This is a genomic window from Prevotella sp. P6B4, from assembly GCF_000619985.1.
Lineage (GTDB): Bacteria > Bacteroidota > Bacteroidia > Bacteroidales > Bacteroidaceae > Prevotella.
On the sequence record NZ_JHVE01000001.1, the window covers coordinates 72069 to 98443 of the forward strand.

Genomic DNA, 26375 nt, shown 5'->3' on the forward strand with positions numbered 1-26375 from the left:
ACTAGGTTTGGTTATTTGATAAATAATGTATTGTTGTCGCTGCTACGGTGATAACTGAAATGAACTTCAGATTTCAAAACGTCCAAAGCATAGTTCAAGCCTTCGGCTATACGGAATTTTCCAGATAGAACGACCTTTTTAAGGTTTTCTTCTTGAACTACGATTTTTATACCATAGTATTTCTCGAAATCGTGCATAATGTCAACGATAGTTTTGTTATTGAAGCAATAGAGTCCATCACGCCACCGATAAACCTCCGGGTCGGTTATGTCACTTATAACTACCTGATTTTCTGTTAACGATAACTTTCTGCCAGGTTGCAATATGTATTGAGGAGATACGCCATCCTGTTTAGGAAGTGTTATCTGTACTTTGCCTTCTATGAGTGAGGTCTCTGTGAGTGGCTTGTCAGAATAGGCTTCTACATTAAACTTCGTGCCAAGAACCTTCACATCCATATGCGGGGTATGAACAATAAAAGGCCATTTATCATGGTGCTTCACCTCGAAAAAGGCCTCTCCTTCAATGGATACCTCACGTATTCCTTTGGTAAAGGACAGAGGATAAGTCATGCGAGTATTGGCGTTGAGCCATACATGTGAACTGTCTGGCAGGATCAGGTCAACACTCTGCCCCGAAGGTACATGAATAGTTTGCATGGCAAGTTGTGTGTCGGAGTGCCCTATGAAAATGGTAATGATGCTAATGCAACAAATGGCTGCTATGCAGGCTGCCATACCGACTATCCGTAGCCATATCCTATTAGTTGGCCGATATGTCTTATCATTGTTGATAGGCATAGGCTTCTTAACAGACCCAGCCATGATCATTGCGTTAAACAGTTTCCTTTCACGACGAAGCAGATTTTGATTCTCATCTGACTCGTCGCTCCATGTTCTGACTTGATGTATTTCGTTGGCAGAAGCATGGCCAATAAAGTAACGATATAATAGATTTTTGTCCATCATTGCTTAAGTTCATAAAGTTAACGTTACTATGAAACTAAACTCATAGTAAAGTCTTGATTATTTAACAAAAATAAACAAATAGCACCATGGCTGGTAAATAATCCTTTAGTGATTGTCTTAACGCATCCTTGGCTTTATACAAGTGGTATTCTACGCCTCGAAGGGTGAGGTTGGTTATAGTTGCTATTTCTTGATGAGTTTTATTCTCATAGGTAGATAAAATGAATATTTGTTTCGCCTGTGGAGGTAAGGCATCGAGGGTACTGTCGATGATATTGCGTATCTCTTGGGTGAAAATCTCATGAGGGTCGAAATCCTCAAGAGCAGTAATACGTTCATCAAGTTCCCAGATAGAATCGTTATAGTCGTTTGAACTTTGTAGTCTTCTTTCCTTTCTTAAATAATCAATGCACTTGTGCTTAAGTATAGTAAGAACCCATGCAAGTATATTGGTATTGTCGGGAAGCCTTTGTCGTCGTTCCCAAAATTCCATCATTGTTTCTATGACGCAGTCTTCTGCAACCATGTTGTCTCGTACATAGACCGAAGCAAAATGAATGAGTCGTTGCTGATTTTCAATGAAGAAACTATTATACTGATATAAGTCTATGATCATGATGAAGTGGACGACTTCTGGAGAACAGAAAAAAGGAGTCAGCCTTATAGAGTATAAAGCTGGCTCCACGAATAACAATATATTACAGGTTTATAGTGCCTTTTAATGGCAGATTGTCTGATGAACCGCCTACCATAATATTGAAAAGACCTGGTTCGAGTACGAACTGGTGAGTATCGATATCGTAGAATTTAAAGGCGTCGGATGGTAGAGAAATGGTGATATGTTTCTGCTCGCCTTTCTTGAGCATCACTTTCTCAAAACCTTTGAGTTCTTTCTGGGGGCGGGCTACTGACGACTCTATATCGCTGACGTAAACCTCTGTAACTTCGGCTGCATCGCATTTTCCAGTATTCTTGATGTCGAACGATACTTCAACCCCATCGGCAACTGGCTTCAGAGCAAGATTGGAGTAAGCAAAAGAAGAATAGGACAGACCAAAACCGAATGGGAACAACGGCTGGGTATCCGACTCATCGTAGCCGCGATAACCAGTAAAGATGCCTTCGGAATAGGTGATTGATGTTGACTCATGATTCTTGTCGTTGGCATAATAGCTATCATGACAAGGGTTGTCTTCCCATCGACGCTCAATGGAAATGGGCAGTTTGCCGCTAGGCGAGAGTTTGCCTGTGAGAATTTCTGCCAGTGCGGTACCGCCTTCCTGACCTGGATACCAAGCCATCAGAACGGCCTTTGCAGATGAGAGCCAGCGACTCATGTCGACACCACCGCCTGCATTGAGAACAACTACCAGATTCTTATGGATGCGCCCCAGACGCTGAATCATACTTTCCTGATACTCGGTGAGCGCAAAGCGACGGTCGAACCCTTCGCCTTCAATGTTTGAATTGAAACCAGTAGCATAGACCACATGATTGGCTTTCTTAAGTCCTGCCATCAGGCGTTGCTCGTTGAGCAAACGTATGTTACAATTGATATAGGCATCGCTGATATTATCGAAATATTCCAGTCGGAAGCAGTATCTTACACCTTTTTTTACCTTGATAGTCTTCTCACGGCTTGAATAGGAGTGGTTGCCCCAATCGCCGGTCAGCAGACTGTCATTAACAAAGATACGGTAGCCATCGTCGCCTCCTAAGGATACACGCAGCAAACCATCAGCTTGGGGTTGATAGTAACAAGTCCAGCGGGCGGAGAAGTGGTCGGCAGGGAAACCTGCACCAATGGCAGCAGCACGCCAGGTATGGTTGATATGCTGTTCGATTCCGGTAGAATCAGGCTGCCCTTCCATTTTTTGATTTTTGAAATACTGAGCCTGATAACCATGTTGTGTCATGTCTTCGTCGGCATACACCTGAGTAGAGATATCATCAAAGATGACATTGTCGGTCAGTTGGATGATCTTCCTTCCAGTTGCCTTCAGACCATCTGCGAGGGTGGTTGAACGGAATGGGCTGACATTTCCACTGCCGCCACCTGTGGTTATCTGATCGGCATTCTCGCCTATGATGGCAATGCTACCACGGAGTGGCAGCACATGGTCTTCGTTTTTTAACATCACGATACCTCCACGTGCAATGTCGAGCGCCATTTGTCGAGTGGCTGGATTATCGAGTGGTAGTGTGGTGTCCTTCTGCTCGCGGTCTAGCAGTCCAAAGGCAATGAGTGACTGCAGGATATGCTGGACTTTCAGGTCTATGGTCTTTTCGGTGACGAGACCTTTCCTGATGGCTGGCATCAGATTGTCGTAGTTCATATAACGGCCTTTAGGCATCTCGAGGTCGAGTCCGTGATTGGCAGTGTTGACTACGCTATAGACAGAGGTCCAGTCGGACATGAGTAGTCCGTCGAATCCCCAGGTATTGCGTAGCACATGGACGTTGAGCCATTCGTTTTCTGTGGCGTGAACCCCATTGAGTAGGTTATAGCTGTTCATGACTGCGCCTACATGTGCCTCCTGGATAGCTTTGCGGAACGCAGGGAAATAAATTTCAAAAAGGGTACGCTCGTCGATATTTGAACTGGCGTGATGACGATTCCACTCCTGATTATTCGCTGCAAAGTGTTTGATAGTAGCCATGACACCCTTCGATTGTACACCCTGAATGTACTGACTGGAAATCTCTGAGGTCAGGTACGGGTCTTCGCCAAAATACTCGAAATTTCGACCGCACACTGGTGCACGATAGATGTTGACACCAGGGCCAAGGAGAATTCCAACGCCACGGGCTCGTGCATCAAGGCCAAGTCCTTCGCCCACTTTGCGTGCCAGTGTACGATCCCATGTGGCGGCTGTGAGTATGCCTGAAGGATAGAGTGTACTGTGTGGGGCATGATTACGGATGCCTTGCGGACCATCGGCAAGGAGAATACGTGGTATGTTCAGTCGTGGAATGGCACGTAAGGAGAACGAGGTCTCACCGCCGAGGTAGTCGATTTTCTCGCGGAGTGTCATCTGGCTGACTAATTGTTTGGCCCGTTGCTTGGCTGACTCATCAATGATTTGAGCCTTAGCAGGGCTGAACGCTGAGAAGCATAAAAGTAAATACAATAATTTTTTCATATTCTGTCAATGTTATTTTGTTATCAGTGTGAATGTACAGGGGGCTATGCCATCTGCTTGGGCGGTAAATCTGATGGTTCCCTTACGGCCCAGGGCTGAAACGGCAGCCATCAGCTGACCATGGAAAAGTGGCATCTGGGGCAGGTGATACTGGTGGAGATCGGTAGGGTCTCCATTGGCAGCTGCCACATATCTGCCTACACCTGAAACAGAGAAACTGACCAAGCGGTTATCATCTGGACAGAGCTGCCCCTCCTTGTCAACCACTGACACCCGGAGGAAGGCCAGGCTTCCATCGCTTTGGCTGATTGTATCGTTGATGGTCTCAACAACAAGATGATGAGGTGCACCTGCGGTCTTGATAGTTTTGTTCAAGGTGGCACGTCCCATAGAGTCATAAGCAACAACCTGAATCTGCCCTGGCTCGTATTTGACGTTGTCCCAGATGAGCCGGTAACGGCGTAGCAATGCCAGTGAGTCATGCAGCGAAGTGGCAACTTCTGTCGCCGACAGTTTACGCTGTCGTCCCATGCTGCGGCCATTGACAAAGAGTTCGGCTTCAGGATAGTCGGTATAGACCATGACTGGTGTGATGAGGCCTTCGCGTCCTGGCCATGTCCAGTGGGGGAGTACATGAAGTGTATGCGCCTGACGATTCCATTTGCTGCGATAGAGATAATAGCGGTCCTTAGGGATATTTGCCAGATCGATGATGCCGAAAACAGAACTATGACTGGGCCAACTGTCATTATTATAAGGTGTCGGCTCACCAAGATAGTCGAATCCCGTCCAAACAAATTGTCCGGCATACCATGGGTTATCATCTGCAAGCGCGAAGTCGGTATCAGGTGTGTTGCTCCAGCTACAGTACTCTACATCGTAGCTTGATGATTGGTGATCATCATACATAGCCATTTCCCGTAGTTGTACTGGAAATTTATATACACCACGTGAACTGACTGTTGAGGCAGTTTCTGACCCTAAGATGATATGTTGTCGCCATTGGGCATAGGCTTGGGGGTAGTTCTGGGTGTTGTAGTTGATACCAGGAATATCAATCTCGCGCTCGAATCCGTTTTTCAGTACATAGGGAATCTGGTCCATACATACTGTAACGGAACGGCTGGCATCTTCTTCGTGGCATATCTGCTGGAAATGCTGAACAAGTTTCCAACCGTTCTCATCGCGCTGGTTGGGTACTTCGTTGCCGATGCCCCATAGTACTACGCTGGGGTGATTGCGAAAATGGCGTACCATCTGGCGGACGAGGTCATCGGCATACTTGTCGAAGTATCGATGAAATCCATTCTCGCATTTGGGCGTATCCCATTCATCAAACGGCTCGATCATGAGCATGAATCCTAACTCATCGCAGAGCTGAGCCAGAAGCGATGATGGGAGGTTATGCGATGTGCGAATGGCGTCGCATCCCATATCCTTGAGTAACTGCAGACGGTAGCGAAGAGCCGACTCGTTGACTGCCGTTCCAAGCATGCCGTAGTCGTGGTGGAGGCATACGCCTTGAATACTGTGTCGCTGACCATTGAGAAAAAATCCTTCGTATGGGCGAAACGCTACCGAACGGATACCGATAGACTGTACCTGTTTGTCAACGACCTTGCCTCGCCATATAACCTGTTGCACCAACCGATAGAGATAAGGACTTTCCGGGCTCCATAACTGCGGCTTGTCAATAACGATCCTCTGATGGCATAGGGATGAGTCCTGTTCTTTCAGCTTGTTTATGGTCTGAGCGACAACATGACCTTGCGCATCTAAAAGCTGACTCTGAAGCATGACCTCCTGATTACCTCCGCAAATACGGGTGGTCAGATTGATAATGCCTTGTTCGCCTTGCAAGAGGGGAATGGCATGAGTCCCCCATAAGGGGATGTAATGACTGGCAGTATGTAGTAGTTCAACCTTGCGGAAAAGACCTGCGCCAGGATACCAGCGCGAAGAGTGTGCTTTGGCATCCAGTTGGACAGCTAATATGTTTTTCCCCTGATGTACATGAGGAGTGACATCTATTTCAAAGGCTGCATAGCCATTTGGCTGAAACGCCACCTTGGTGCCGTTGACAAAGATGGTAGCTTCGCTCATGGCGCCGTCGAAATAGATGAACCAACGGCCTTTGCCTTTTACCGTGAATGAGCGCCGATACCAGGCTTTTCCATAGTAGGGCAGACCACCAGTGCGCCCAGTCTTGCGGTTTACTTGTGTTTCACCATTCTGAATGTTACGTACGTCCTGAAGATCGTTGTCGCGACTGAATGGTCCAAGGATGGCATAGTCATGAGGAACGCGTACTTCCTGCCATGCTTTATCATCGTAGTATGTGGCTTCGGCTCCTGCCCTTTCGCCTAAAGCAAAGCGCCATCCCGTACTGAGTTCGGTTACTGTGCGCTGAGCAAAAAGAGTGGCTATGCTAAAGCAGCTGCATAGTAGAAGAGAAAGCCTGATATGTTGAAAGAATAACTGCATTATTTGATTGTGAACTTAAGTTTCTTATCACCAACAAAAATCATGATGTCGCCCGGCTCAACAAAACGTTTCCCCTCGCTATCAACATAACCGAAGTCGCGATTGACATTCACATGGAATACGAAATCAACGGTCTCACCTTTCTTGATCAGTTTCTTTTCAAAATGTTTCAACTCCTGTGCAGGACGTGTAATCTTTCCATAGGGGTCAGAGACATACCAGAAGACGGTCTCCAAACCATCACGCTGACCAGTATTGGTTATTGGTATGATGACATCGAACTTGTCGCCAGCTTTTACTTCATGTGAAGCAGTCTTGGGCTCACCATAAGCAAATGTGGTGTAGCTGAGACCATAGCCAAACGGATAGAGTGGTTCGCTGGTCTGATCTTTATAGAAGCCCTGATGTGGACGGGCACTATGACGACGTCCATAGTAGATGGGAATCTGTCCTTGAGAATAGGGAAAAGTCATTGCCAGACGACCTGAAGGGTTTATGCGACCAGACAGAATACCTGCCACTGCCGAACCTCCATAAAGGCCAGGTTGCCACATCTCAATAACGGCATCGGCCATGGCAACTTCATCTGTAATAATCATAGGCCGACCATTGGCAAGTACCAGTACCAGCTGTTTGGCCGAAGCTTTGACACATTGGATGAGATGACGCTGGATTGTAGGGAGCGCAATGTCTGCATGCGAATTATTCTCACCACTCCATGAGCCTTTTTCGCCCACACACGTGATAACAATATCTGCCCAACGAGAGAGTTTCTCTACCTGTTTGAACTGACGCTCATCAGTGCCATCGAAATCGCACCCTTTGATATAACGAACCTCTGCCTGCGACCCAAACTCTTTCTGTATACTCTCGTTGAGTTTTTCGATGTCGCCATCCTCACCATGTCCCCACCAACAGCCCAGTAGATCGTGAGTCGCATCGGCAACAGGACCTGTTACAAGAATCTTCAATCCCTGCTTCAAAGGTAGTACTTGGTGCTCATTCTTCAAGAGGACCATCGACTCGGCTGCCATCTGGCGGGCTGCCGCTACACTCTGTGGACGCAGAAAACGATCTTCTGCTTTTGATACAGGCGTGTAAGGATGTTCAAATAATCCCAATTGGAATTTAACTCGTAGAGTACGGCGAACAGCCTCATCAAGGGTGCTTGTTGAAATCTTTCCCTCATCGACGAGCGTCTCAAGATAGGTGTCGTAGGCATGCGACATCATGTCCATATCCACACCGGCATTGAGTGCGAGCTGACCAGCTTCCTTCAGGTCGCGAGCCATGTTCTGATGGACGAGCTGTTCAACAGCGCCCCAGTCGGATACCATGAGCCCACGGAATCCCCATTTTTTGCGTAGCACTTCAGTCAGTGTGTAGTGATTGGCCGAAGAAGGAATGCCGCTGATATTATTGAACGAACTCATCAGCGTAGCTGCACCTGCCTGTACGCACTTTTCAAAGGGAGGAAGATAAGTATCCCAAAGTGACTGTCTGGAAATCTCGGTATAGACGTAATCACGACCAGCCTCGGAAGCACCATAGCCCACATAGTGTTTCAGACATGCTGCTATTGACAGACTATCTGACATGTTCCGGCCCTGATAGCCACGCACGGCAGCACTGCCAAAGGTGGCGTTGGCATAAGGATCTTCGCCAAAGCTTTCTGCTACACGTCCCCATCGAGGATCGCGACTGACATCAATCATGGGCGAGAATGTCCAGTCGACACCACTCATGCGACATTCCTGTGCAGCTACGCGGCAGCCCTTTTCAAATAAGGGCACATTCCAGCTACAAGCCTGGGCTAATGGAATAGGGAAGATGGTACGGAATCCATGAATGCAATCATATCCGAAAAGAATGGGAATCCCCAACCTTGAATCGTTCATGGCATGACGCTGCATACGGTTGCGTAGCTCTGGGTCTGTGGGGAAGTAGATGAGCGACCCGATCTCGGCAGGAATCTGCTTCACCTCAACACCTTTGTTGTTCTCAATATTGTTGGTACCAAGGGTGTATTGGTTGATTTGCATGATCTTTTCTTTCAGGGTCATGCGAGAGAGAAGGTCGTTGACACGGATATCTATCGGTATGGATGGATTCTTGTATAATACATCGTTTGGTTTCATGTTGCTGAGAATGGTCACCTCGAATGGCTTAAGCACTGCAGCATGTGCAGCCTGCTGACACACATTCACAATGTCGGGATGCATACCCTGAGGCGCGAATCTGTTGCCAACTACGTTTTTATGGAAGATGGCTTCATACCATGTGCAAGCTGCGGTATAACGGCCATAGGACAGATTCAGATGGTAACCATCACGGTTCATGTTGTCGTCCAAAAACGTGGTGCGTGCATTCTGAATCGCAGTACCCGAGGGAATAACCATGTAAAGACCATTTTCCTTAATGGCGCGTTGCGAGCAGTCCATGATTGCCTGATACATACGCATCTGCTGATGTCCATAATCCTTGAATGCACCGTGTGACGAATCGATGGAGTAGGCCCATGTCTGGTGCCAGATAATCTTGCACCCCTTTGGTGCTAACGATTTTACATAAGTCAGCAACTCTGGGAAGTAGGGGGCATAGGTTTCATAACGTCCAGACAAACCACTGGCTTGTTGAAGAGAGATGTAATCCCATTTCTCATCTGTTAATGCATGCTGGAGGGTCATGTGGTCTGACTGTTTGCGAATACCGTCTGTCCCGATCTTTCGATAGCGATAGTCAGGGGTGTTATTTCGTGCGTTATTCAGATGGCGTTCCAAAGAACAGCCTCCAATATACAGGTTGGCTATAATGGTCTGATGACCGTCGGAAGCAGCCAACTCATGAAGGTTCTGCTCGACGGCATCCTCAGAGAAACTGTTACCGATGGCCAGGATGCGGACAATGCCGTCTTTCGCACTGACTGAGGTTGCTAAAGTCAGGATAACGATGAGCAGTAGCTGTTTGATTCTTATCATAGGATTGTGTATCATTGAAAAGTGGTTTAAAATTCGTATTTCATTTTCATCTGGTTGTAGAAATCATGCATGATATACCATGCTTTCTTTCTCTGTCCCTGATCGGAGACAAGTCCTTTGCGGTTCCAGCCTTCCTGATTGCGTGGATGGAAACGAGTGGGGGAACGGAAGTCGAACAGAACCCATGGTGAAATACCAACGAGGTTAGGAATGCCCTCGAACATGGTGAGATTGTCGTGATAGAGCTTGGCTTGATAGTCTTCGCTCCATGAAGAGGCTACTGTTTCGTCGCCCGACTGTCCATATAAGGCCTCGCCTCCAAATTCTGAGATGAAGAGTGGTTTGTTTTCGGCTACTTGCCAGATGCATTTCTCAGGAGATAGTGGCCAGGCTGCGTACCAGCCCATATATTTGTTTACACCAATCATGTCGAGTTGGTTGATAAACGCGTCGTGCATCTCGAAGTGTTGTGATGACTGCTGGAAATACACGTTGTCAAAAGCTCCCACAAAGAGTCGGGTGGTATCTATGTCTTTGCCAGTCTCAAGCAGTGTCGTGAGGAATACATGGCGTGCTTCTGAAGGGCGGGTTTCGTTGGCAATGCCCCAGAAACAATCGGCACAACGGTTGCGATCCCGTTTGATGGTCTCAAGAAGCATCTGCTGAGCCTTGGCAAGAGTCTCCTTGTTGGTGAAATCGATGGCTTGCCATACAGGAATCTCCTGCCAAAGCATGATACCCATCTCTTCGGCACGACGCACAATATACTCATTTTGTTGATAATGTGCCAAACGTACCATGTTTACTCCTAAAGCCTTGGCCTCGCTAAGCAGAAACTCGGCATCGCCAAGCGTGCAGGCACGTCCCATGCGCTGAGGAATCTCTTCGTGGAAAGAGACACTTCGCAGGAAAACCTCTTTCCCGTTCAGCATGATTTTTGTACCTGCCGTTTCAATGTTTCGGAATCCGATGCGCTCGCTGACTTGATCCGTATTTGTTTCTATCTCTACATCATAGAGCTTAGGAAGTGTTGGTGACCAGCGTTGTAATTTGTTTATCCTGAAGGTTTTCTTTGCTTTCCCAGATTTGTCGGTTTTCATCTTGATGCTCGTTGATAAATCAGGTATGCGTAGCGTTATCGTCTCGTCAGCTTTCTCGTCAGAGAGACTGACTTCTGCATGAATCACGTTCGGCAGATGTTTGTCTAATTGAATAAAGTAATCGCTGATATAGGTCTGAGGAAGGGTAACGAGCATCACATCGCGTGTAATTCCACCATAGTTCCACCAATCGAACGACAATGCGGGGATGGCATCTTGCTGGCGACGGTTGTTCACCTCAATTATGAGATTATTATCACCATCCTTCAGTTTATCGGTGACTTCAAACTGAAAAGGCGTAAATGAACCTTCGTGTGAACCGATGAGCGCACCATTGAGGTAGATATTGCAGCGGTAGCTTACCCCGCAGAAATAGAGAAAACGTCGTTCTGTACCAACTTTTCGGACATTGAAATGGCGTGAATACCAAATCGTCCCTTCGTAATACTTCAGCTCTGTGTTTTGGGAGTTCCAGTCGCCAGGAACATTCAGGCGCATGCCATTTTCAAAGGCATATTCATAAAAGTCGCTTTTCCCTGTGGGCTTCTGATTTAAGAAAATCCTGGCTCCACGTCCTGCATCGTAGGGATCAACAATCGCATCCCATTTGCCATTGAGTAGTTGGTAGCTCCTACCATAGACATTGGAGATGTACGTATCGGCCGCCATGACAGCCACAGTTGATAGGGAAAAAAGTAATAAAGATATGATCTTCTTCATTTTATAATCGTGTATTTATAGATTGCAAACTGATTTTTCTGAGGGAGTTTGAACAACAGTCTGCCCTCGTCATCTGTATGTGCCTTAAACGAACTACCTCGTCCGGCAATAAGTTCTAAGCCAATGGTGGCGCCCTTCTTGAGATATGTTGACAGTTCGGCTTGGGGACGCTGGTTGTCTTCGCGATAGACGATGAAATAGCCTGTCGTTTCTGACGTCATCGACTGAAATCCCGTCCAGGCACGTCCTGAAGGTTCTTCACCAATGGGTAAAATGATACCTTGATGAAAGGCATGCTGGATAGTCTTGTATTGACTCATGAGTGTTGCTAATGCAAATGCCTCTTGGGGTAGATTGGCGGCCTCCATCCATGCCAGCGGCTGGGCTGCCATGGTGATGGCAAACAGGTAGTCAAAATCATAGTGCGCAGGGGCGAAACTATCATTGGCAGGATATTTCTCAGCATGACGCCATTTGTTAAGAAACTCCACTTGCAGTTTTTCTGCAGGCACATAGCGGGTGAGTTGCCATAGGTTACGGAGTGTGCGGTACGGATAGTAGTTCCCCCAATCGGTGTAGCGATTCTCGAGGAAGATGTTACCATACTCGTTGAACAGATGGTAGCCGCCACGACGACCAGCCGTCGCATCGAGGTTGAAGATCACCTGATGATTGGTTTCGGTAGAGACGCGGTCGAAAAGCTTCCGTAGGTTTGTCTCTGCCGTTTTGTTCGGTATCTGTAAACCGTCAATCTTGAAACACTCAATACCATATTGCTGATGGAGCTTAATGATGACATCTGCATCTTTCTGCCAATCGGCAAAGTCATGCTGTATGCTCGGATTAAACCAGAGACCTATGCGGATGCCGAGTTTTTTGCCTTTCTTCACGATAGGTTCAAGACCATGAGGAAATTTGCTTTTATTGGGTGTCCAGTAAAGATTGTCTTTCCAGATGTCATTAAACGAACCGCCTGAAGTTTTGGAATTTGGACTCTTTCCCGTTTGCCAGCCATCATCGAGCTGAAATACGGTGATACCCAGACGTTTGGCACGGTCAAGCTCTGCCAGACAAAATGCCTCGTTAATCTTGGCGTCCTGACTCCGGTCGCCCCATGTGTTAAGCATAATCATCTCGTCTCGCTGGGATGCGGCGCTCCGTAACTGTTTCTGATAAGAGCGAAGGGCAATAAGAGCATCCACTTCTCGATCATTCCATACGCCTATCACACAACCATAGATACGGGTCCATGTGTCAGGACTGATATCCTGATGAGTAAAACCAGGACTCACAACCATGAAATCATTGAAATCTGTGATGAAGTCAGAGCCGGTGTAATGTAACTGTGTACTTGAACTTGGTGCCTCTTTCAGAAAGAAAAAGCCCTTTCCTGTTAGTTCGTCTTTCGAAAAGAGAAGGTTCCCTCTATGACCTGTACGACGATATGGGATGAATTGGCGTTCTACTACAAGATTATCGTTCCAGTCGGTATAATCAAGAAACTCTACTACACGTGTCTGCCAATGGTTTCCATCAAGCTGAATCCTGTCAATTGTCGGTGTTTTCAGTTGTATACCCATATCGGCGGTCGACTCGATGTTCTTGCGGTCGGCATGATTGACCACTGTACTTTGATGCAGCGGATTGATACGTCCTTTGAGATAATAGTCACAGGCAATTGCTGGACAATCATCGTAAACACGGAACTGACGTAAGCACTCAAGTGTACCCTGACGTGACCATACACTGACTCTTAGATACGCTGGATGAACCCCATTAGCGGATAGCCACTCGGTTTTTATCCAGGCACTGTCAACCTCAGCCTTGACCATAGCGAAATCAGGCATAGTTCCTTTCGCAAGGATGGCTGTTTTATGTTGCTTATTAACCAAGCGTACAGTCTTCAGAGCGCCACCATTCCAAAGGAAGGTGCGCTCCACAAGACTGTTACCCAATTTTAGTGTATCTCCGTGCATGACGGCATAACTCTGTCTCTCCGCATGAGCGGGTGACAGAGCCATGGTGCTTAACATGATGAGGTGTATGAAAAATCTATTCATAAAGGTTTCTTGTCATGAAAGCCCTGGGAACCGATAGTAACTGATTCGGGCCGTTAAAACGTTGATTGTCTGGCGCGTCATTGCGTCCAACTCCTTGCTGCATGAGTGCTTGCAACTCAGGGAGATAGTGATGATATACATCACGTGGAAGTGCTCGGTGTTTGTTGCATATGGCTGCAGCCATGCCAACCACTTCGCCCATCATGCCTGTTGTACGCATCACACGGACGGTACCAAGTGCGATGTGTGTGCAACTGATATTTCTTCCAGCCATAAACAGATTGTTTACATTGCGGGAGTAGAGACAGCGGTAGGGAACACCATAGGGGTAAATCCAACGATGTACAGTCCGGCTTTTAAACTCATTGCCAGGGAAATGGATGTGATTCATAGAATCTACGGAATGGACGTCGATGGCCCATGTCGTAGTGAATGAGGCATCCTCATGGAATACATTTTTATTAATATCCTCCTCTGACAGGATGTAGTCGCCCAACAAACGTCGTGACTCGCGCTTGCCTAAGACATAAGCAACCCAAGACAGTTGGTTGTTGGCGTAATTCTTTTTTGAGTGATCATGATTTTTGAGCCAGCTCCAGTTGGAGTAGATAACCATCATGCCGTAGTCACGAATACGTTCTGCTTCGGTTATCTGGTTGCGGTTCATACCTGTTTCCCATTTCCACTCGCCTTTGTCCACTCGCTCACAATTGTTAGCATTGAAATCTACACCATATGAGAATTCCGGGAATGTGGATGGATGAGAACGCTTCTCTGAATACCATTGGCATGATGCACCCTGAACAATTGAATCAGTCGTTTCAGGTGCTAAACTCTCACCATATTCGGCTTTGGCCTCGCGACCCATGCGGTAATGGGCATTGGCCAGAAAACCCAGAGTACCATCACCTGTACAGTCGCTGAACAGGCGTGCTTCAAGTTCATATTGCTGGCCATCGTATATGTTCTGTATGGTTACGGATTCTATGTTGCTGTTAGCCTTCTTGACACCTACCAGATGATAAGAAGGATAGAGTGTAAGGTTTGGTTCAGCTTCAAGGAATGCTTTCTTTTTGTCATCCTCGTAGGTTTTTGCGGGGCCTGCATTCCCTTTGTTTGAATGACCAAACTCTCGGATGAGGCGACCAAGACCTTTATATTGACCGACCTCAATGATACCGCTTAGGTGGACACGTACCTCTGATGAGTTGTTGCCACCCCATAGTGGACGGTCGTTGATCAATGCTACCTTGCTGCCTAATCGGGCTGCACTAACGGCTGCGCACATGCCTGCAATGCCACCACCGACAACCACTAAGTCAAATCGGCCAGCATGGGTCACCTTGTTGGGATTTAAACGTTGACGTAGTTGTTGGGTTGTTGTCATGTTTGACAATGAGTCTGTCAATACAGGTGAGGTGGTTATATACACAGCATCGCATCGCCCGTCAAAACCTGTCAGGTCATGTAGGGCTATGGCGTTGATACCTTTTCGTAGTCTGGCTTTGCCGGCAAATTGCCATTGCCATCGTGAGCCTGTGTCGCCAAGTCTTTCGGACAGGTATTTACCATTGACCTTCAGTTGGAAACTGCCAGGACCACGGCGTGAGGTCCAAGGCGATGTCCAATTGTAGGTGCGTACATAAATATAATAGGTGTCGGATATAGATACTTCAAAATCCGTGGTTGCATCTGCTACAGGAACTCCCATACCATGAGCCATGATATAAGGTGAGCCCATTTGATCCATGAACTGTTGATCGACAACCCAGCCACCGTGGCGGCTGAAGCTCTCGGTCTCTAAAAAGATTTCCGAGGCTTCTGCCGTCAGGCAACCAATTACAACTATCAACAACGTGATGAGTCTTTCTATCATAGCTCAATGAAAACTATTTAATGGTTACATCAGAGAGTTTAACCCATCCTTCTGGCGTCAGATCATCGTCGCGTACGGAGAGGTTCAAACCAATCACATCATTACCTTTTGATGAGTCGATAATACCTACAGCCCACGTGTAGCTACCTGCTGATACACTCTGTAATGAGAAATCGGAGGTGTATGTCTGTGGGTTACCATGCAACCAATCCGAAATCTTTGGTGTCTCGTCAACAAATGTCTGGACAGGTTTCTGAGTATTCTTGTCGAGTAAGGCAAATGCTACTTTATACTTATAGTTCCACTGTGGAATGTTATTGGGACAATAGCCCCAACCAAGGTTTGACCAACGGTGTGTAATCTGTACCTTGGAACCGATGTTGGCCGACTGTGGAATGGATACCTTGTCGGGATATAGACGGTAGCCGCCTTCCGAGATAAACTCGTTGAGGTAGGTGAAACCATCGTTGAACCATGAATGCGTCTCTCCTGTCTTAACTGAACTTGAGTAACGAAGATCCATCATATTAACATGGGCTACTTTGCCTTCGTCGAATTCGCCTTTGCGGACTTCGGCGAAGTTTGCATAGCCATCTCCTTTGATAGAATTACCATGTGAAGACTCTACCCAGCCGCCTTCTTCGATGATGGGGCGAATACCGTAGAACTTAGCGGCGATGCCACGTTCCCACGTGCTATAGTAGGTCTTCATACCAAATGCGTCGTGACGCAGAGAGAATCCCTTGTTGACAGCCTCAGTGATGAGACGCTTAGAATCATCACTTGGCGAACTCTGATACTCCTTGGTAGAAAGAAGGCAACGGTGGTAGTTAATGAAGATAGGCACTTTGGTGAAGAGGCTCGACATCAGGTCGGTAATCCAGTCGAAAACAGCTTGTTTAGGACTCTCGTCGCCAGTAGAGTAGATCAGTGAATGGGTCTCTCCCCACTTGCCTAAGCCGAAACCGCTGACATAGGCTGTGACGTCGGGGTCGTTGTATTTGGCAGCGAATGCTCTGAGAAACTTCTCATACTTCTGCTGGAAAATAGGATCGTCAGGGTAGGGGGACCATACTTTCATTGTACCAGTAACTGTTTCATAGCATTTGGCGCCTGCATCCTTAACAAACTGGGGGGTAAAGAACTCATGTTTGTCACGGCTGTCAACGACAAATGTAAATGCCAACTTCAGGTTGCGCTGTTTGGCACCTTCTGCAAGCATACGGAAGCGTTGTGCATAGATGTCGTTGTTATTTTCGTCCCAGATATACTTATCCTCCTCTGGATTAAAGTAACTCCATGCACCGCGGATGTAGAGTGTAGTTCCATAATCGGAAACTTTTACCTGACCGATGCGTGACTCGAAATGATCATACTTCTCCCAGAAATCACTAATGAGTCCATCGCCAAGACCTGTATAGATGTTCCAGCCCTGAAGTGGATTGCGAAGTAGCTTGTTGTATTCTGGCTTGATATTTACAATAGTGTTACCAGATATATTCCAATTGTTTGTTGAGGTCTCAGCTACCTTATCACTGGAACACGAGGTTCCAATGATGGGCAGTGAGGTTAAAAGGACCATTGACCATGTTGTCAACTTGCTTTTGAAATTATTATGCATTGTTCTTTTTCTATGATTTAAAGATGATTATTTCTGATCAAATACGACGGTGAGTTTGTCGATGTTCACTTCTACATAGTTGCAACCCTCAGGAATGACGAAGTAGGCATAACGGTTGTCGCCCTGACCTGCAACAAGTGTTTCTGATTTGCCTAACTGTGCCTCTACATATCCGTTGTGGTCGTTACGTTTGGCGCTTGCGGTCGAACCGTAGGCATAGATGTTGTTGTTCTGATTATCGGTACAGAACTTCACGGCAGCCTTTACGTCATTACTACGTTCGTCCTTGGCTGTCTCACGTGGCAGTGGATCGCCTTTGTAAACGAATACGTATGGATTGGCAGCGCTCTGGATGAGGTTGTATTTTGATTGGAAACCAGTAAACACGCCTTCATCATGGGCAAAACTGTTGAAAGTACCATACATATAGAGAACGTTGACCTCCTGTACATAAGGATTGATTTTGAGTGTTGTGTTATTCCAGCTAACTTGCTTTGGTTGCATGTCGGTGGCTGCCGAATAGATGGCAATTGTCTTCTCATTGGTGTTGACAACTATGCGGTAAGTTCCGGCAGCGGGAATAGTCCAGTAACGCTTTGACAGCGCTGTTGATGTGGCAGCTTGTCCGAATGCGGTAGGTTCGCCATCTTGGATGTCGTGACTATTAGCGTCCTGAGGTACAATCGACACTTCCTGTGCACCGTCAAATGACACTGGAATATAGAGATTTCCTGCAGCCAGCTCACCACGCCAGGCATATACGTTTTCGTTTTCAAGGGTCTGGGCCAGTTCAATTTGGCCTGCTCCAATAGCCGAACCAGCCATATACATCTGATCGACTTCTACTACGGCGCCTTCTTCAACAATCTTTACCTTGTGGGTATTCATGTTAACTGTAACACGGTAGTTTCCCGCCTTGCTTACGACCCAAGAATTAGTTGTTGCCTCATCGCTGATGATGGCTTCCATGTCGGACGTCGTAACGGGCTCATCCGCTGTTGCTGGACCAATAGCGTTTTGCTCATCAGCATTAGTAACAGGGAAGAATACCTTACCAGGGTTCAGAGCTCCGTTCCATACATAGAGCTCTGGCGAGGTCTCGTTGGCAGTCAGTTCCAATTTATCTTCGCCAACGGCGCTACCTGCGATGTACAGTTTGTCTGCCTTGAACTGTTTGGGACCATAGGTCTTGATCTTCAGATAGACGGTTGAGATATCCGGTACGATCAGTTTCGGTCCCTCGAATGTGGCTGTAACTGTGACAAGCACATTACCCACCGTAGAGGTCGTTAATCCGAAATGATTCACCAGGATATCCTGAAGTTCCTTATTGGTATAAGTACGCTGGAATTTACCGTCGTCCTCATATTCCTTGAGCTCGTCAGCTTTTGAACCTATCAGCTGGAATTCGTATTTGTAGGTAGTGATATAATCCTCACCGAAATTGTGAGCTGCGTCCCAGTCAATGGTTAATGCCGTTGCGTCGGGATTACTTTCATCAAGTTTGATGTAGTCGCTCGAGATATTCAACTGTATTTCCGATTTATTCTTCGAGTACAGGTTGTCAATAGTGTCACTGCAAGAGGTTGACAGCATGGTCATAGAGACCATGGCTGTAACCGTAAGTGTTTTGATAATATTCTTAGTTTTCATAATGATTCATCAGTTGCTAAATGAAATTAATACCCTGTTTAATAACCTTCATTATTGGTGAGGTTTGGATTCAGTTCCATGTCGTGCGTTGGGATGGGCCATAGGTATTCACGATCAGGGAAGATGCGTTTGGCCCCGGTAGTGCAATAACCGCCATTAAGGAGCGCAGAGAAATCTGCCAGTCCGTCTTCATCAATCTGTGGTGTAATTGCCCAGAACCAGAGACCTTTATTCACTACATCGTTCAATAAATCCTGTGGTTGAAGCATGATGTAGTTATAGCCGTTCAGCGCTTTTGAGGCTAACTTCCAACGCATCAGGTCCTGTAGACGCTGATTCTCCATGGCAAACTCCATACGGCGTTCGATACGGACTGCCTTACGCAAGGCTGCTTGGCTTGTTGCAGTTACAGCTGGATAGGCGTCGGTTTGGTTATAGCTAACACCATAGGCACGTGAGCGCACCATGTTGATGGCCTTCAGCACACTGTCGTCAATCTTATTCTGTTCAATCATGGCCTCTGCATAGATGAGCAATACATCTGCATAACGCATGATGATATAGTCCTGTTCAACTTTCAGACCGTTTTCCATCCAGGTGGCATCAATGCCTTTCTTCCATAGTAAGCCTGTGTATGAAGCATACTGGTTGACGATACGTGAGTCGTTGTTCGACTGCATCTTACCAGTTGTATAGTTCATAACCTGTTTCGCTGCTGGACTTGGATCATATTCGAAACCGCAATGTTCGGTATTGAACTCCACGATAGTCATGGCGCAGCGTGGGTCACGATTCTCGAAAGGCTTCTGAGGATTGAATAGGGGAGATTCGTCGATGGGCAGACCGTCGGTACAGAGATAGGCTGCAAGCAGATCCCATGAAGGGTTGTACGAACCATAGCCATTGGCATTGCGTGGTAATCCGTTCTTGACAATCCAATTGTCAAGTATCACATTGTTCTCTATAGAGCGTGGTATGACGAATACCTTCTCAGGATTAATCTTGGTACTCTGTTTGAAGAGTTTTGCAAAGTCGGGTTCCAGTGAGTAAATGCCCAGGTCCATACATGCTTTGGCAGCTTGTGCGGCAATGTCGTAATCGCCCATGTAGAGCGCAAAACGGGCTTTCATAGCCATGGCTGCACCACGGGTGGCATGGATGGTTTGATTAAGACCATACTCAACAGGAAGATATTCGATGGCTTTATCGAAATCGGCGTATGTCTTTTCTTTCACTTCAGCCTTGGGCATGCGTCCTTGACTTTCTGCCTCAGAAATGGTCTCTGTCCTTTCGAGATATGGTATATCGCCATAGAAGAATAGCAGATCGGCGTACTTGCAAGCACGACAGAAATAAGCTTCACCAGCATAGCGGTTCTTGACTTGTGCGTTCACCTTACCTTCGGCCTTGTGGATGTTCTCTAACATGGTGTTGCAACGGGCAATCAACTTATAGCTCTGCTGCCAGAGTGAATAAACTTCCCATTGCTGACCATTCATGGTGCCGTCGAGGATAGTTCCGTTACTACCTGGGTTACGGTTCTGAAGACGATAGGTTGTATTGTCGCTCCACTGCTCTGACGAGTTGAGTGGCTCCTGCCAGTAGCCAAGGATGTAGAACTCATTCGCTGCCAACTGCAGTTCGGTCTCTGAGGTATACCATGAGGCGGTATTACCCTGATAGTCTGGCACCAGGTCCATGCTCTCACAAGATGCCATTGCAAGGCAGATGCCTGCTAAAAATATCTTTGTTTTCATTGTTTGTCGTATTTAGAAGTTTACTTGTACACCTAAGATCAAAGAAGTTGTGATAGGATAATCCGTTGCACCCATCTCTGGATCCCATCCTTTGGGGAAGTTGCTGATGCAGAAGATATCCGATCCGCTGACGTAGAAACGTGTCTTGTTGATACCGATAGCGTTTGTCCACTGCTGTGGAAGTGTATAACCTATAGTAAGATTCTTCAAACGGAAGTAAGAGCCATTGAACATCCAGAATGATGATGTGGCGTAGTTGTTGTTCTTTGATACGTTTGATAAGCGTGGGTAGCTGGCTGCTGCGTTCTCTGCATCGGTGTTGAATGCACTCCAGTATTTCCCCTCAATGATGGCAGGTATATTTCCATAGTTGTCACGTAGTGGCTGAATCTGAACTGTTGACAGATATGCGTTCTGCTTGCCAATGCCCTGGAAGGCAATATTGAAGTCGAATCCTCTCCAGGAACCATTGATGTTGCCACCATATTGATAGCGTGGCAGTGAATTGCCCAGAGGTACACGGTCGTACTCTGGCGAGATCTTTCCATCAGGAACGCCGTCAGGACCGCTGATATCGCGATACTTCAAATCGCCTACGGTGACAGTAGTACTGGTGGTGGCTGAATTGTTCACCTCTTCCTGTGTCTGGTAGATACCATCGCAGATATAACCATAGTATTCGTTATAGAGAATGCCTGCACGCTTGATAGTGCTGCCGCTAATGATATCGGCGTTGTTCAGATAGTCGATTCTTGACAGATAGTCTGAGAAGTTCAGACTGATGCTGTAGCGGAATTCGCCAATCTTGTCCTGCCAGGTTACATCGATATCGTAACCATGTGTCGACATCTTTCCTGCGTTGGTGCTTGGATTGCTGTAGCCCATAGAGTAGGGTATCTCAATAGCCAACAGCATGTCGGTGGTCTTCTTCCAATAATAGTCGAAATTGAAGTGCAGACGGTTGTTGAAGAAGTTGGCATCAAAGCCTAAATCAGTGCTGGTGGTTGTTTCCCATGAGATGTCTTCAACGGCTAATACGCCAGGACGGGCTGTCTTGCTTGATGTAACTGATCCATCAGCATTGTAGAACAGACTGTTTCCGAATGACATCAAGGCGATGTATGGATAGTAGTTGCTACCGATACGCTCATTACCTAACTTACCCCATGAAGCACGAAGCTTCAGGAATGATAGCCAGTTGATGTTTGCCTTCTGCATGAAAGGCTCTTCAGAGATGACCCAGCCGGCAGAGAATGAAGGGAAGGTTCCCCAGCGGTAATTCTTGGCGAATCGCGAACTGCCATCATGTCGGACATTGGCCTGAAGGAGATAGCGGTTGGCGTAAGAGTAGAGCAGACGACCAAAGAATGAGTTCGAGGTATATTTGGAACCAGAGCCGCTGTTGGTCTGGAAATCCTCAGAACCGATATTCAGGTATGGATAGTTGGTCAGTTCATACTGGTCGCGAGCAGCAGTGAGGCTTTCGCTCTTCATATAGTAATTCTCAAAACCTCCCATGAGAGTGATATCATGTTTGCCGAAACTGCGTATATAGTTGGCCAGCAGCTGACTGGTTACATGCCAGTTGTCATTACGTCCTTCGGTCAGCTTATTGGTTGCATAGAGTGAACCGCCATCCAGATAGCCACCTATGGTTTCCGGATCATCCATCAAGGTGTACCATGATGCTAAGCGGAATGCCTTTGACTTCTGATAGTTGATAAACGGAGAGACAATGGCAGAAAGACTCAACCCCTTGAATGGCTTATAAGTGAGTTGGCCTTTACCAGCTATCTGGGTGCTGTGAGAAATCGAACTGCCTGTTGTGGTCAGCAGTCCATATGGATTAGCGCCACTCTTACCTGATGCTATGCGACCATCATCCCACAGGGCAGGGTAGATGGCTGGCATCTTACGCATGTCGCTGAATGGGGTGTAGTTTGTTCCTTTGCTCTTGGCATGACGGATGTTTACATCGAGTTGGGCACTCAGCTTCTCATTGATTTTGAAGTCGTTGTTTGAGCGGAACATATAACGCTGGAAACCACGTCCCTGATACAGTCCGCCAACCTCATCGTACGACAGTGTTGCGATTGATTTTACAGCTTTATTGCCGCCCGATACGCTCAGAGTGTGGGTCATTCGTGAGGCGCTGTTCTTCAGCATCATCCCCTGCCAGTCGGTGATAGGATAGTTGTTGGGATCGGTAGCGTTGTATTTTACCCAGTTTTTGACCTGGTCGGCAGTATAAACTTGGAAGAAACCTCCTGAAGGATTGTCGTTATACATCAACTCGTTATTCATCTCTAAGTAACGGGTGACACCTACCATACTTGGCTGGCGGGTCGGTATCTCCCATCCGAACTCTGCGGTGTATTTCAAGTCAAGTTTGCCTGTATCATTTCCACGTTTGGTGGTGACAAGGATCACGCCGGCAGCAGCTTTCGAACCATAGATACTGGCTGCTGCAGCATCCTTCAATACAGAGATGCTCTCTACATCGTTGGCGTTTACATAATCAAGGGTGCCCTCGACACCATCAACAATAATCAAAGGACTGCTCTCGCCAATGGTCGTGATACCACGTACACGGATGCTGCTGGCACCTGAGCCAGGTGAACCGTTTGTGCGGTTAACGGTGACACCCGAGAGGGTTCCCTGTAAAGCACTCGAAAGCATGGTGGTGCGTTTGTTTACCAGTTCATCTCCTTTAACGGCGGCAACAGCACCAGTCAGGTCCTTTTTCTTAACGGAACCATAACCAATCACAACGAGCTCTTCCAGATTGTTGGCACTCTCTTCGAGTATGATATTGTAGTTTGCTTTGTTGCTTACGTGTATGTGCTGGTCGATGAATCCGATGTAGCTGATTTCAAGATCAGCTCCCAGAGGAACGTCAATGCTGTAGTTGCCATCGAAATCGGTAACAGTTGCTTGATTAGTACCCTTTATTTTGATGGTTGCACCGATGAGTGGTTCGCCGTTTGCGTCTTTGATGGTTCCGCTGACTTTGGTTGTTCCTTTCTTCGGCTGCGCTTGGTTGCTGGCAGTTTTCGCCCCTGCCGTGATAGAGACCTGTCGGTTGTTGATGCGATAAGATAGGCCTACTTGGCTACACACATCAGCAAGAATTGCCTCAATACTTCTTCCCTTGGTTTCAACGCTCACTTTACTTCCAAGGAGACTTTTTACCTGTTTGTCGTAAACGAATACATACTTGCTATTGCGTTCAATGTAATCGAATACTTGTTTAACTGTTGATTGATCAACTTTAAGGACATAAAAACCATTCTTCTCTGTCATTGAAATGTCAGAGGCTTGAATAGAAAAAGAGGGAATGGTCATCAGTCCAGCCAGCAAGATGGTTTTTGTAGATCTTCTGGTGATAACTGAAAATGATGTTAGGTTCATAAACTAATATTTTGTTAAATGGATAATATTCTATTTGATTGTCACTGTTCCAGCTTTCAGCCAGCCGTTAAATTGTTTGTCGGCTGCAACCGCCATCTGTAGGCCTGGCTGATTGCCCTTGGTCGTATCAACCAGTCCGATGAGCCAGATGTATTTGCCTTTTTCTACCCCGTCAAGCGATACGGAGGTTGTATATGTAGTGTCATTGCCTTTCAGCCATGTCGAGAGGTCGGAATCGGTTACAACAATGGTTTTTACAATTCGGTCATTGGGGGCCTTTAATGCTATTCCCACCTTGTATTTCTGATGCCATTGCGGAATATTGGTAGGACAATAGCCCCAGCCGATGTTTCGCCAAGTGTGTTGGATGAGTACTGTCTCATTGCGCTTGGCCTGATCAGGCATTGTCAGTGTACAGGGATATAGTCTGTATCCACCTTCATGAACAAACTTTTTCACAAGGTCGAAGGCTGTGTTAAACCAGGAATGCGTCTCGTCGCCCACACGGAGGTCCATCATGTTCACATGCGCCTCGCCACTTAAGGTGTATTCGCCTCTTCGCACGTCTTCTGAATGGCCCTGCCGGTAGGCATTGCTGGGATCTATCCAGTAGCGATGATGAGCCCCTGTAATCCATCCGCCTTCCATGATGATAGGGCGCTTGAAGTTCCATTTTTTTGCAAACTCTTTTTCCCAATCCTGATAATAGCCTGTCATCCCAAAGGCATCGTGGCGAAGACTGTATCCCTTCTGGATAGCTTCTTCCAGCATGCGACGGCTATTGGGGTTGGGTGCAGCCCAACTCACGGTGTCGGCAACCAGACGATGGTAGTTGATGATTAATGGAATACGTGTGAACGTACGTGCGTACAAATCTGTGATCCACTTGTAGACTTTTCCCTTGTTCTGGTAGTCTTCATAAATCAGACCATGTGCTTCGCCCCATTTGCCCAATCCGAAGGCATCAATGAAATCCACCTTGTCAGGATCGTTGAATTCAGTAGCGAAAGCTTTCAGAAACTTGGCATATTTCTCTTGGAAAACAGCATCGTCGGGGTAGGGGCTCCAGTTCTGAGGGTTGTTGGGGTCCTGAAACCCTTTGGCACCAGCCTCTTTTACATAAAGAGGTGTGTTCTGACCTTGGTCGCGGCTGTCAACCACAATGCGGAATGCTAATTTCATGTGGCGGTCAAGACAACTACGTAGCAGCTTCATCAGTCGGGAATGAGGATTCTTCCAGATATATTGTCCCTCTTCCGGTTCAAACGAACGCCAGCTGGTGCGTATGTAGCAGGTGTTAGCATAGTCCGATACTTTTACTGTGGTTTTGTGATGGTCTGCTGGCATGGCATCATAGCCTTGGTTGGTCCAGAACTGCTCATCCCAGTTGCGCCCCAGATACATCACCCATCCGTTCAGTGGATTGCGGAGCACAGTTACCGTATCGGGCATGATGCTTACCGTCACATCCTTTGCCTTGATGGATGTGGAAGCAACAGCAAGCAAAATGCTACTTAAGAGTGTTGTTTTGTTTAGAGTCATATTATAATAATTGAATATAAGGTCCCCTTACCCATTGAAGGGATGTACCAGATGTTAATGTAAAATCAGATATGTTAGTTCTTTGAAACGAGATGTATTACGTGATCTTTTTCTACCGTCTTAACGCCGGCCATGTTGTTGATCACATTGAGTATATCAGTAAGTGCGCCTTGGATGGATAACTTTCCATAGAGCGGCGTGTCGCCACCTGCATCGCAAACAATCTTCACACCATAGTGCTGACTGAGCCGTTGGGTTATTTGTCTTACTGTTTCTCCGTGTAGGTTGATAACGCCATTCATCCAACTGATATAATCATCAGGATCAACCTGTGTTTTCTGAGTGATGGCACCATCGCTGATATCTACCTTATCTGAGGGCTTCATGCGTACCACGTCTGTATTCTGTGTCGTCAGTTCAACACTACCTTGTACTAATACCACGTTCGATGTCGTGGCATCGTAACTTGAGATGTTGAATCGGGTGCCCAGTACCTTGACATTGAACTTGTTGGCCTTCACTATAAACGGATGTTCTGTGTCGTGAGCTACTTCAAAGTAGGCCTCGCCATGAACGGTCACCTCGCGCGTGTCACCTTTGAAGTTCTTAGGGTAGAGCAGTTCTGTGCGCGAGTTGGCTACCACCTTGGTACCATCAGCCAGAATGATGGTCGCTTTCTCGCCTACGGGTACCTTTATCATCTGCATCACCTCTGTCTCGGTTTTCTTGGAAAGAGCAGCTAACTGGTGGTTCAGCTCATGGTCGGCAGTTGTCAGGCGACCAATACCAAAACCAACAATCAGCAACAGACTCGCTGCTGCGGCAGCGATGGTCGTCATGCGGCGGCGTTTGTTTTTACGCTCTTCCTCATGAATCTTCTGAAACGTCTTCTGCTTGATGGCTGCTATATCCATATGCTGTTTGGGTTTGGAGTCTTCCACGAACGACTTGATTTTACAGTCCTCCAGGCTTTCTCCGTATTGATATGTTTTTAAATCTTCTTCCATGTTTATACAGGGTTCTATATTGTAAGACGCAATTTATTGGGATATATATAGGTCG

Annotated in this window: 14 protein-coding genes and 1 pseudogene; all 15 read right to left on the reverse strand. The window is 46.8% G+C overall.

The genetic code is table 11. The features are described 5' to 3' along the window. Positions 1-11: 11 nt before the first annotated feature. Complete coding sequence (locus tag T491_RS0100250; protein ID WP_051522875.1) at positions 12-968, reverse strand: FecR family protein; 957 nt, start codon at positions 966-968, stop codon at positions 12-14. A gap of 61 nt (positions 969-1029) precedes the next feature. Next, positions 1030-1584, reverse strand: a complete 555-nt coding sequence (locus T491_RS0100255) for an RNA polymerase sigma-70 factor (protein ID WP_028902094.1) — start codon at positions 1582-1584, stop codon at positions 1030-1032. Positions 1585-1666: 82 nt separating this feature from the next. After that, a complete protein-coding gene (locus T491_RS0100260; RefSeq protein WP_028902095.1) occupies positions 1667-4111 on the reverse strand; it encodes a glycoside hydrolase family 3 protein in 2445 nt (814 codons plus the stop codon). A gap of 12 nt (positions 4112-4123) precedes the next feature. Further along, positions 4124-6595 (reverse strand): glycoside hydrolase family 2 TIM barrel-domain containing protein, encoded by a 2472-nt coding sequence (locus tag T491_RS0100265; protein ID WP_231480142.1) that lies wholly within the window; start codon positions 6593-6595, stop codon positions 4124-4126. After that, the gene (locus tag T491_RS0100270) at positions 6595-8733 is read right to left on the reverse strand and encodes a glycoside hydrolase family 3 N-terminal domain-containing protein (protein WP_369699733.1); all 2139 of its coding nucleotides are present in this window, start codon (positions 8731-8733) and stop codon (positions 6595-6597) included. The genes T491_RS0100265 and T491_RS0100270 overlap by 1 nt, the downstream gene beginning before the upstream one ends. Positions 8734-8781: 48 nt before the next feature. Then, positions 8782-9588 (reverse strand): annotated as a pseudogene (locus tag T491_RS18215) (DUF4886 domain-containing protein); the annotation flags it as partial. Positions 9589-9599: 11 nt separating this feature from the next. Next, complete coding sequence (locus T491_RS0100275) at positions 9600-11393, reverse strand: glycoside hydrolase family 2 protein (protein ID WP_028902098.1); 1794 nt, start codon at positions 11391-11393, stop codon at positions 9600-9602. Then, positions 11390-13453, reverse strand: coding sequence for an alpha-galactosidase (locus tag T491_RS0100280; protein ID WP_028902099.1), 2064 nt, complete (start codon positions 13451-13453; stop codon positions 11390-11392). The genes T491_RS0100275 and T491_RS0100280 overlap by 4 nt, the downstream gene beginning before the upstream one ends. After that, the gene (locus tag T491_RS0100285; protein WP_028902100.1) at positions 13446-15326 is read right to left on the reverse strand and encodes an FAD-dependent oxidoreductase; all 1881 of its coding nucleotides are present in this window, start codon (positions 15324-15326) and stop codon (positions 13446-13448) included. The genes T491_RS0100280 and T491_RS0100285 overlap by 8 nt, the downstream gene beginning before the upstream one ends. 16 nt (positions 15327-15342) lie before the next feature. After that, on the reverse strand, positions 15343-16950 hold the full coding sequence (locus tag T491_RS0100290) for a hypothetical protein (protein ID WP_028902101.1): 1608 nt from the start codon (positions 16948-16950) through the stop codon (positions 15343-15345). Positions 16951-16977: 27 nt separating this feature from the next. Then, complete coding sequence (locus T491_RS0100295) at positions 16978-18603, reverse strand: SusE domain-containing protein (RefSeq protein ID WP_028902102.1); 1626 nt, start codon at positions 18601-18603, stop codon at positions 16978-16980. A 38-nt stretch (positions 18604-18641) separates the two neighbouring features. After that, positions 18642-20360, reverse strand: a complete 1719-nt coding sequence (locus T491_RS0100300) for a RagB/SusD family nutrient uptake outer membrane protein (RefSeq protein WP_028902103.1) — start codon at positions 20358-20360, stop codon at positions 18642-18644. Positions 20361-20372: 12 nt separating this feature from the next. Next, a complete protein-coding gene (locus tag T491_RS0100305) occupies positions 20373-23771 on the reverse strand; it encodes a TonB-dependent receptor (RefSeq protein ID WP_051522876.1) in 3399 nt (1132 codons plus the stop codon). Between the two features lie 30 nt (positions 23772-23801). After that, positions 23802-25313: a DUF4832 domain-containing protein gene (locus T491_RS15295; RefSeq protein WP_051522877.1), complete on the reverse strand. Its 1512-nt coding sequence runs from the start codon at positions 25311-25313 to the stop codon at positions 23802-23804. Positions 25314-25387: 74 nt separating this feature from the next. After that, positions 25388-26320 (reverse strand): FecR family protein, encoded by a 933-nt coding sequence (locus T491_RS15300; RefSeq protein ID WP_051522878.1) that lies wholly within the window; start codon positions 26318-26320, stop codon positions 25388-25390. Positions 26321-26375 lie beyond the last annotated feature (55 nt).